This is a genomic window from Modestobacter sp. NPDC049651 (assembly GCF_040659695.1).
Taxonomy (GTDB): domain Bacteria; phylum Actinomycetota; class Actinomycetes; order Mycobacteriales; family Geodermatophilaceae; genus Modestobacter.
Genome location: NZ_JBFAOG010000004.1, coordinates 327189 through 336679, shown reverse-complemented (window position 1 = coordinate 336679; position 9491 = coordinate 327189). Strand labels below are relative to the sequence as shown.

The window sequence follows — 9491 nt, the reverse complement described above, 5'->3', positions numbered from 1 at the left end:
CCCCTCCACACACCTCCCCGCGCCCCCCCCCCCCCAAACCCCCGCGCCGGCGGCAACCCCCCCGCCGCGCCCGCTGACACCCCCCCAGACCCGCTGCCCTCCGGTCGCGCCCCCCCCCGCCCCCCGCACCCCCGCCGAGCGGGGTCACGGTGTCGGCCTGCAGGCCGCGCTGACCCGGGCTGGCCGAGTACTCGACCCGCTGGCCCTCGTCGAGGCTCCGGTACCCCCCGTCGTCGGCGATGGCGGAGAAGTGGACGAAGACGTCCTCGCCGCCCTCGTCCTGCTCGATGAAGCCGAAGCCCTTCTCGGCGTTGAACCACTTCACGGTGCCCTGCGGCATCCACTAGCTCCTGCGTGTCTCGACATCCCGGCCGCTGCTGCGGCCGTGTTCAGCTGGTCCCCGCCCGCGCGTTCGCGCGCGTACTGGCACGGGAGCCGGGAGCAACTGTGCCCCACTGCGGCCAGGAATGCTCCTGGACGTGCCGCCGAGTTCCGGTCAGCGGGGGTCGGCGGGGGCCGGACCGGTGCTGCCGCGGACGACCAGCCGGAGCTCCGCGGGCGGCGGCGACACCGCCGGGCGGCCGGCCAGCAGGGCGCGGACCAGCGCGCCGACCGCCTGGCCGCGCTCGCGCAGCGGCTGCGCCACGGTGGTCAGCGGCGGGGTGGTGCCGGCCGCGGCCGGCGAGTCGTCGAAGCCCACGATCGACAGCGCGCCGGGGACGGAGACGCCCGCCGCCCGCGCGGCCCGGATGGCACCGCGGCCCAGCTGGTCGCTGAGCGCGAAGACCGCGGTCGGCGGCTGGTCGCCGGCCAGCAGCGGGGCGAGCGCCGCCCGCGCGGACTCGGGGTCGTTGGTCGCGCACTCGACGACCGGCACCGCCGCCCAGTCCAGCCCGGCCCCGGCGGCGGCGGTGGCCGCACCGGCCAGCCGCTCGCGGACCACGGCGTAGGTGGCGCTGCGCTGCCGGTCGAGGTCGGCCGGGCCGCTGACCCGGTCGGCGGCCATCGGCATCGACAGCACGGCGAGCCGGCGGTGCCCGAGGTCGGTCAGGTGCCGGACGGCGGCCGCCGCTCCCCCGGCGTCGTCGACGCCGACCACCGGGACGCCGGGCAGCACCGGCTGGTCGAGCACGACCACGGGCCGGCCGCGCTCGAGGGCGGCGGTGACCGCGGGGTGGCCGTCGGGCAGCGACTGCAGCACCCAGGCGTCGACGGCGGCGTTGCGGACGTGCTGCAGGTCGCCGTCCACCGGGCCGGAGGCGTGCAGCAGCAGCCCCACGCCGTCCTCCTCGAGCTCGCGGGCCAGGCCGTCGAGCAGCTGGACGGCGGTCGGGTCGGAGAACGCGTAGGACAGCCCCTCGTCGACCAGCACGCCGACCGCGCCCACCCGGCCGCGGCGCAGCCCGCGGGCCATCGGGTCCGGGCCGGAGAAGCCGAGCTCGGCGGCGCGGGCCAGGATCCGCTCGCGGAGCGCGGGCGAGAGCTGGTCGGGCCGGTTGTAGGCGTTGGACACCGTCGCGCGCGAGACGCCGAGGTCCTGGGCGAGTGCGAGCAACGTCACCCGCCCGGGGTGCGGTTCGGCGGCCTCGTTCTTCGACATGTCTTAACCGATTCAGTAGACTCGTTGCTGTAACGATCAAGAAGGTACTGGCCAGGGACACCGACGCCCCTCCCAGCCCCTCTCGCCCGAGCAGGAGGCCCACGGTGACCGTCCGAACCACCACCCCCACGACCGATCCCAGCACCGAGCTCGCCGCGCTGCGCGCCGAGTACACCCGCAAGGTCAACGCCGCCCTCGAGGCCGGCCGTGACGACCTCGCCGGGGAGCTCGCCGCCGCGTACACCGACGAGTCGCTCCGCGTCATCACCGACGCCGAGGCGCCCGCCGGCGGGTCGGCGTCCGGGTCGTTCCGCACGCTGCTGCGCCGCTTCGACCGCTACACCCTCGAGGCGTTCCGGCCGGCGGCCCCCTACCGCATCGAGCTGGTGCGCTCCGGCCGCTGACCGGCCACCGCACCACCGAGCACCAGCACTCCCCAGCACGAGCACCCAGCAGGACCCCCGGGCGCCGCGCCACTACGGTGACGCGGTGCCCGCGCCGTTCATCGCCCGCCCCGCCCTGCTCGACACCCCCGACGCCGACCCGCTGCAGCCGACCGGCCGCCCGGTGGGCTGGGGCGTGATCGCCACCGGCGCGATCGCGGCCACCGTCACCGCCGACCTCGCGCTGCTGCCCGACGCCGTGCTCGCCGGGGTCAGCTCCCGCCGCGCCGAGAACGCCCGGGCGTTCGCCGACCGGTTCGGGTTCGCCGCCGCCTACTCCGACGGCCCCGCGGGATCCGGCCGCGACCAGCTGCTCGCCGACCCGGCGGTCGAGGTCGTCTACGTGGCCACCCCGCACGCCCAGCACGCCGACGACGTCCGCGCCGCCCTGCTGGCCGGCAAGGCCGTGCTGTGCGAGAAGCCGTTCACCCTCAACGCCGGCCAGGCGCAGGAGCTCGCCGACCTGGCCCGGGAGCGCGGGCTGTTCCTGATGGAGGCGGTCTGGACCCGGTTCCTGCCGGCGATGCAGCGGGTGTTCGAGATCGCCGCCTCGGGCGAGATCGGCACCGTGCGCTGGGTGTCCGCCGAGGTCGGCTTCGTCGCCCCCGCCGACCGCACCGCCCGCATCTGGGCGCCGGGGGCCGGCGGCGGTGCGCTGCTGGACCTCGCCGTCTACCCGACCCTGTGGGCGTGGGGCACCCTCGGGCTGCCGGCGTCGGTGACCGCCACCGGCACGCTCAACGACGAGGGCGTCGACGCGCAGGACGCGCTGGTGCTGCGCTGGCCGTCGGGCGCCCAGGCGCAGCTGACCACCTCGCTGGTGGCCACCTCCCCGCACTCGGCGATCGTCGCCGGTGACCGCGGCTGGATCCGCACCTCCGGCGCCGACTCGGTCTACCGGCCCACCCGGCTGGAGGTGCAGGCCGGCGAGGGGCCCTCGCGCACCGAGGAGTTCCCGCTGGTCGGCTCCGGCTACCCCGGCGAGCTGCGCGAGGTCACCCGCTGCGTGCAGGAGGGCCTGACCGAGAGCCCGGTGCTGCCGCTGGACCACACGCTGGCGATGATGCGGCTGCTCGACGACGCCCGCGCCCAGCTCGGCGTCGTCTACCCCGGCGACTGAGCACCGCGCCGCCGGACGGCGGATCATGAGGTCGTGAGCCGAGGCAACGACCTGTCCGTCCAGCTCACCGACGACGTCCTCACCCAGCAGCCGCGCGCCCGCAGCCCGCGGGCCTGGCTGCGCGAGGCGGTCGACCGGCTCGCCGGCGCCGACCCCGGGCTCAACCAGCTGCGGATGGGCCTTCAGGCGGTGCTCGGCATCGCGCTGGCCGTGGGCCTCGTCCACGGGTTCGTGCAGTGGACCGGGGGCCTGCAGGTGGCCCCCGGCAGCGCCCCGCCGGCCGCGGTCGCCGCCGGCGACCACGCGCTGCTGGTCGTCTCGATGCTGCTGGGCGGCATGGTCGCGATGATGGCGTCGTTCGTCGCCAACGACCCGCGGCCGCGCGACCAGCTGGTGACCACGGTGCTCCTCCCGCTGCCGATGCTCGCGGCGGTCGGCGCGGGCCTCGCGATCGGCTCGTACCGGGTCCCGTCGCTGGCGTTCCTGGTCGTGCTGCTCACCCTCGCCGTGTACGTGCGCCGCTGGGGGCCGCGGGGCTTCGCCGGCGGGATGGTCGCCTTCAACGGAGGCTTCCTCGGGTTCTTCCTGCACGCCCAGCTCGGCCTCGGCGACCTGGGCTGGCTGGCCGCCGACCTCTACCTCGGGGTGCTCGCGTCGCTCGTCGTCCGGTTCGGGCTGCTCCGCCCGGACACCGGGCGCACCCTGGCGCGGATGCGGCGGTCGTGGGAGGCCCGGGCGCGGCGGCTGCTGCGGCTCTCCGCCGCGGTCCTGACCGAGGACGACGGCCGCCGCCGCACCGACCGGCAGGAGCAGCTGCGCCGCCAGCTGGTGCGGCTCAACGAGTCGACGCTGATGATCGACGCCCAGCTCGCCGCGGCCGTGCCGGCCACCGCGGAGGTCCAGGCCCAGCGGCTGTACGACGCGGAGGTGTCGCTGGCCAACTGCGCCCGGTTCGCCTCCGCGCTGGCGGTGACCGGGGCGCCGGCCACGGTGCGGGTGGCCGCGCAGAGCGCGCTGGCCGCGCTGCTCACCGGCGACGCGCAGGCCGTCGGGGCCGCGACCACCGCCCTGCGCGCCAGCGGGACCGGCACCTCCGCGCGCACCGGCCTGCTCGCCGCCCGACTCGCCACCTCGGTCGACGACCACGCCGGGGCCCGGCGGGCGCTGACCGCAGCGGTCACCGACCGCCCCGACGGCCCGCCGGCCGCGGAGTTCGTGCCGGCGGTGGAGCTCGCCGCCGGGTGGCTGCCCGGCTCGTTCCCGGTGAGCCTGGCGGCGTCGACCACCCCCGGCCGCGGCGGCGTGCTGGACCGGTCGGCGATGCCGCCGTACGTGCGCACCGCCGTGCAGATCGCGGTCGCCGGCACCCTCGCCGTCGTCGTCGGCGACCTGATCAGCCCGCAGCGGATGTACTGGGCGGTGCTGTCGACGTTCCTCGCGTTCATGGCCGCCACGAACTCCGGTGAGCAGCTGCGCCGGGCGCTGTTCCGGGTCACCGGCACCGCCGCCGGCATCGTGCTCGGCGACCTGCTGGTGCACCTGACCGGCGGGAACACCTGGGCGTCGCTGCTCATCGTGCTGGTCGCGCTGTTCTCCGGCATCTACCTGATCCGGGTCAACTACGCGTTCATGGTCATCGGCATCACGGTGACCATGTCGCAGCTGTACGTGCAGCTCGCCGAGTTCAGCTGGCACCTGCTGCTGCTGCGGCTGCTGGAGACCGCGGTCGGGGTCGGCGCCGTCGTCGTCACCGTGCTGCTCGTCGTCCCGCTGCGGCCGCAGCGGGTGCTCACCGCCGGGGTGCTGCTGTGGGCGACCGCGCTGCGCCGGCTGGTGGAGGCGACCCTCGACCGGTTGTCCGGCGCCGGAGAGGAGCCGCTGCGGCCGCTGGTGCGCGAGGCCGACGCCGCCTACGCCGGGCTGGTCGACACCGCCCGGCCGCTGCGCAGCACCACCTTCGGCCGCAACTCCGACCAGCTCGCCGAGCTGCTGGCCACCAGCGCGGCGGCCCGCGCCTACGCCCGGTCGCTGGCCGCGCAGGCCGACGCCGTCGACGCCCCGGTCCCGGACGCCGGCCTGGCGGCTGCATCGGACCGGCTGCGGGAGTCGCTGGCCGCGGTCCAGCACCGCATCGAGACCGGTGAGCACGGGCGCTACGTGCGCTCGGCCGCGCTGGTGGAGCTGGCCGCCGAGCAGCTGCGCCCGCGGCACACCGCGCTGCACGACGCGCTGCGCGACCTGATCATGCTCGACGGGGCGCTGGCCCGGCTGGCCACCGCGCTGCGGATGGACGTCGCCGACCTGGACACCACGACCCCGTCCGGGCCGGCGCTCGGCGGTGCGGTGCCAGCGGCCTGAGCTCCGGGCTCAGCCGCGGGGCGGCACCGGCACCGTCTGCAGGTCCTCGGCGACCACCAGCTCGCCGTCGAACACCGCCGCTGCCTCGTCGGCGAACGCCTGCGGGTCGCGGTAGCGCTGCGAGAAGTGGGTGAGCACCAGGGTGCGCACCCCGGCCCGCTGCGCGACCTCGCCGGCCTGCCGGGCGGTCAGGTGGCCGTGCTGCTCGGCCAGCGCCGCGTCGGCGGACAGGAACGTCGACTCGGCCACCAGCAGGTCGGCGTCCTCGGCCAGCGCGTGCACGCCGTCGCACAGCCGGGTGTCCATGACGAAGGCGAACCGCTGGCCGCGGCGCGGCTCGCTCACCTCGGCCAGGTGCACCGTGCGGTCGCCGACGGCCAGCGAGCCCGCCTCCTGCAACCGGCGCACGTCGGGCCCGGCCACGCCCGCGGCCGCCAGCGCCGCAGGGAGCATCCGCCGGCCGTCGGGCTCGACCAGCCGGTAGCCGAACGACTCGACCGGGTGGCTCAGCCGGCGGGCCTCCAGGGTGCCGAACGCGCCGGTCGCCAGCACGCCGTCGCCGGCCACCGGCTCCTCCCGCAACTCGGCCACCTCGTGGAACACCGAGGCGTGCCGCAGCCGGTCGAAGAACTCCTGCCCGGACGCCGGGTAGTGCGCGGTCACCGGGTGCGCGACCCGGTCCAGCGACAGCCGCTGCACCACCCCGGGCAGCCCGAGGCAGTGGTCGCCGTGGAAGTGGCTCAGGCAGATCCGGGTGAGCGCGCTGGCCGGCACGCCCGCCCGCAGCAGCTGGCGCTGGGTGCCCTCGCCGGGGTCGAACAGCAGGCCCTCGCCGTCCCAGCGCAGGAGGTACCCGTTGTGGTTGCGGTGCCGGGTGGGCACCTGGCTGGCGGTGCCCAGGACGACGAGCTCCCGGGCGGCCATGCGCCGAACGGTATCGGCGGCGGCCGCGCTGGGTAGGGCGGGCGCATGGACGTGCGGGCGGTGGGGCAGGCCGGGCTGGCCGGCTGGCGGGCGAAGGTGGCCGACGCGGTGGCGGCGCCGGTGTCGCAGCGGTCGGGGGTGGACGCCGAGCAGGTGCGCGCCGCGGTCGGGGCGCTGTTCTTCGTGCTGTCGGTGGTCTACGTGGTGGGCACGGTGCGCCGGGCGGCGGCCGCCCGCTGATCGGCCGCCGGAACAGCCCGGTGCCCGGGCCGGTTGGGCCGGGCATGGCGGACGACGGGCAGGCACGGGACCGGCTGGGGCGCTTCGGGGTGTGGCGGCGATCGGCCGACGTGACCCCGGAGCTCGCGCGGGAGCTGGAGCGGCTGGGCTACGGCACCGTGTGGCTGGGCGGCTCCCCCGCCGGCGACCTGCGGATCGTCGACGAGCTGCTGGACGCCACCACGACGCTCACCGTGGCCACCGGCATCGTGAACGTCTGGGACAGCGACGCCGCCGAGGTGGCCCGCTCGTACGCCCGCATCGTCGCGCGCCACCCCGGCCGGTTCCTGCTCGGCGTCGGCGTCGGCCACCGCGAGGCGACCGCCGCGTACCGCTCCCCGTTCGAGACGCTGGCCGGCTACGTCGACACCCTGCTCGCCGACGGCGTCCCCGCGGCCGACCTGGTGCTGGCCGCGCTCGGCCCGCGGGTGCTGCAGCTGTCCGCCGAGCGCACCGCCGGCGCCCACCCCTACCTGGTGACGCCGGAGCACACCCGGTCCGCCCGTGAGCTGGTCGGCGCCGGGCCGCTGCTCGCCCCCGAGCACAAGGTGGTGCTGGAGGCCGACCCCGACCGGGCGCGCGCCATCGGCCGCCCGCCGGTCGCGCGCCCCTACCTGGGCCTGACCAACTACACGACCAACCTGCGCCGGCTCGGCTGGACCGACGCCGACCTCGCCGACGGCGGCAGCGACGCGCTGATCGACGCCCTCGTCGCGCACGGCACCGCCGACCGGGTCGCCGCGCAGCTCGCCCGGCACTGGGACGCCGGCGCCGACCACGTCGCCGTCCAGCTGCTCACCGCGCCGGACGCCGACCTCTCCGCCCAGTACGCCGAGCTGGCCGCCGCCCTGCGCGGCTGACCTCATCCGGGAGGCGGCTCCCGCTGCTGCTCGTCGTCGACCGCCTCGTCGTCGGGTGCGCTGTCCTCGAGCGCACTGTCGTCGGGTGCGCTGTCCTCGAGCGCGCTGTCCTCGAGCGCGCTGTCGATGAGGGCGGCGAGCCCGTCGATGCTGCGGTGCGGGCCGCCCCGCCGGTGGACGACGGGCTCGACGACGTCGTCCTCGTCCTCCCGCAGCGCCTCCCCGAGCCGGTGCGCCGAGGTGGACACCGCCTTGCCGAACCGGTCCACCGCCACGTGCTGCGGCAGCGGCGGCGGATCGTCTTCCGGACGGCCGCTCATCGGAAGTCCTCTCCGCAGCGCATGGGCGCCGCCGCGGCGGGTAGCTGAGGGCGGGCGCGCCAGATCGCGGTTCGTCCTCTCCCCCGTCGATGGAGGACGATCCGTGAGCACCCGGATCGAGGTGACGTGGCACTGCACGCCGTGCGAGGTCGGCGGTCAGGACCCCGTGCCCGAACCCACCTGCTGGAACTGCGGCGGCACGGTCGTCGTCACCGCCCGGCCCACCGTCCCGGCACCACCCCCCTCCTACTGCGGCGACCGCCCGCCGCCCAGCCCCTGCGGGCAGCGGGCAGCCGCGGTGCTCAGCTCGTCACGGCGCACTGTCCCCGGTCAGCCCGGGCAGGACCTGCCGCTGACGGCGTGACGTCGAAGTCGAAGATGGCCGTCGGCAGGTAGAGCGAGCAGCAGGCGTTCGGGATGTCGACGACGCCGCTGACCCGGCCCTCGATCGGCGCGGACCCCAGCAGCAGGTACGCCTGCTCACCGGAGTAGCCGAACTTCTTGAGGTACTCGACGGCGTTCAGGCACGCGTTCCGGTAGGCCTGGGTGGCGTCGAGGTAGAGGTTGCGGTCGTCGCGGTGGTCGACCGAGATCCCGATGAACGTCAGGAACTCCGAGTACCGGGGCTCCACGTTGCCCGGCATGAACACCGGGTTGGTGGTGACGCCGTAGGTCTCCATGCCGCCCTTGATCAGGTCGATGTGGAAGTCGATGAAGCCGCCCATCTCGATGGCGCCGCAGAAGGTGATCTCGCCGTCGGCCTGGCTGAAGTGCAGGTCACCGCCGGAGAGCTTCGCGCCGTCGACGTGCACCGGGTAGAAGACCCGGGAGCCGCGGGTGAAGTTCTTGATGTCGTGGTTGCCGCCGTTCTCCCGCGCCGGCACCGTGCGGGCGCCGTCCCGGCCGATGGCGTCGGCGACGTCCCCGCTCGCCTGCCCGGCGAGGGTGTTCTCCGCCAGGGGCGGCAGCGCCAGGGCCGGCACCCGGTCGGGGTCGGTGGCGATGAGCGCGCGTTCACGGGCGTTCCACCGGGCCAGCAGGTCCGCCGAGGGCGCGGTGCCGAACAACCCGGGGTGGGTGATGCCGGTGTACCGGACGCCCGGGATGTGCCGGGAGGTGGCCACCTGGCCGGAGAAGTCCCAGATCGCCTTGTACGCGTCGGGGAAGTAGTCGGTGAGGAAACCGCCGCCGTTCACCTTCGCGAAGACGCCGGTGTAGCCCCAGCCCTGACCGGGTGCGCTCCCGAACTCCTGGGGTGCCTGCACCGGGCCGAGGTCGAGGATGTCGACCACGAGCAGGTCGCCCGGCTCGGCACCCTCCACCCCGATCGGCCCGCTGAGCATGTGGGCGTGGGTCAGGTCGACGTCCCGGACGTCGTTGGCGGAGTCGTTGTTGCCGATCTGGCCGTCGGTCCACTCCCGGCACTCCACCCGGATGCTCTGCCCGGGGCGGACCATCGTGGCGACGGGCACGTCCGGGTGCCACCGGTTGTGGCCGGGGACGGCCTGGTCGCGCATCGACTTGGCCTGGTCGACGGTGAAGACGACGTCGGGCATCTCGTTCCTCCGGGGGTGCGGGACGGTCGCG

At 75.9% G+C, this 9491-nt stretch carries 9 protein-coding genes and 1 pseudogene; 5 read left to right on the top strand and 5 right to left on the bottom strand.

Annotation, left to right across the window (positions count from 1 at the left end; all coding sequences use genetic code 11):
* Nucleotides 1-139: 139 nt before the first annotated feature.
* Together AB0J00_RS08960 and AB0J00_RS08955 are read right to left on the bottom strand one after the other, a co-directional pair.
* Nucleotides 140-340, bottom strand: a pseudogene (locus tag AB0J00_RS08960) (cold-shock protein); the annotation flags it as partial.
* 156 nt (nucleotides 341-496) lie between these two features.
* The gene (locus tag AB0J00_RS08955; RefSeq protein ID WP_357743235.1) at nucleotides 497-1561 is read right to left on the bottom strand and encodes a LacI family DNA-binding transcriptional regulator; all 1065 of its coding nucleotides are present in this window, start codon (nucleotides 1559-1561) and stop codon (nucleotides 497-499) included.
* Nucleotides 1562-1704: 143 nt separating this feature from the next.
* Between AB0J00_RS08955 and AB0J00_RS08950 the strand changes: the two genes are divergently transcribed.
* From AB0J00_RS08950 to AB0J00_RS08940, 3 genes are all read left to right on the top strand, one after another.
* Entirely contained in the window at nucleotides 1705-2004 is a 300-nt protein-coding gene (locus tag AB0J00_RS08950; protein WP_357743233.1) for a hypothetical protein, read from the top strand.
* Nucleotides 2005-2089: 85 nt separating this feature from the next.
* The gene (locus AB0J00_RS08945) at nucleotides 2090-3163 is read left to right on the top strand and encodes a Gfo/Idh/MocA family oxidoreductase (RefSeq protein ID WP_357743230.1); all 1074 of its coding nucleotides are present in this window, start codon (nucleotides 2090-2092) and stop codon (nucleotides 3161-3163) included.
* Nucleotides 3164-3196: 33 nt separating this feature from the next.
* Nucleotides 3197-5521 carry an FUSC family protein gene (locus AB0J00_RS08940; RefSeq protein ID WP_357743228.1) on the top strand — a complete coding sequence of 775 codons (2325 nt, stop codon included), beginning with the start codon at nucleotides 3197-3199 and terminating at the stop codon, nucleotides 5519-5521.
* Between the two features lie 9 nt (nucleotides 5522-5530).
* Here AB0J00_RS08940 and AB0J00_RS08935 read toward each other — a convergent pair whose 3' ends face one another.
* Nucleotides 5531-6445 carry a ribonuclease Z gene (locus AB0J00_RS08935; RefSeq protein ID WP_357743225.1) on the bottom strand — a complete coding sequence of 305 codons (915 nt, stop codon included), beginning with the start codon at nucleotides 6443-6445 and terminating at the stop codon, nucleotides 5531-5533.
* A 45-nt stretch (nucleotides 6446-6490) separates the two neighbouring features.
* On the opposite strand from AB0J00_RS08935, the gene AB0J00_RS08930 reads away from it, so the two are divergent.
* Together AB0J00_RS08930 and AB0J00_RS08925 are read left to right on the top strand one after the other, a co-directional pair.
* Nucleotides 6491-6685 (top strand): hypothetical protein, encoded by a 195-nt coding sequence (locus tag AB0J00_RS08930; RefSeq protein WP_357743222.1) that lies wholly within the window; start codon nucleotides 6491-6493, stop codon nucleotides 6683-6685.
* Between the two features lie 44 nt (nucleotides 6686-6729).
* Nucleotides 6730-7584 carry an LLM class F420-dependent oxidoreductase gene (locus tag AB0J00_RS08925; protein ID WP_357743247.1) on the top strand — a complete coding sequence of 285 codons (855 nt, stop codon included), beginning with the start codon at nucleotides 6730-6732 and terminating at the stop codon, nucleotides 7582-7584.
* A gap of 2 nt (nucleotides 7585-7586) precedes the next feature.
* Here the strand turns inward: AB0J00_RS08925 and AB0J00_RS08920 are convergent, their stop codons facing one another.
* Together AB0J00_RS08920 and fmdA are read right to left on the bottom strand one after the other, a co-directional pair.
* Entirely contained in the window at nucleotides 7587-7904 is a 318-nt protein-coding gene (locus AB0J00_RS08920) for a hypothetical protein (protein WP_357743219.1), read from the bottom strand.
* Between the two features lie 302 nt (nucleotides 7905-8206).
* Complete coding sequence (gene fmdA / locus AB0J00_RS08915) at nucleotides 8207-9460, bottom strand: formamidase (RefSeq protein WP_357743216.1); 1254 nt, start codon at nucleotides 9458-9460, stop codon at nucleotides 8207-8209.
* Nucleotides 9461-9491 lie beyond the last annotated feature (31 nt).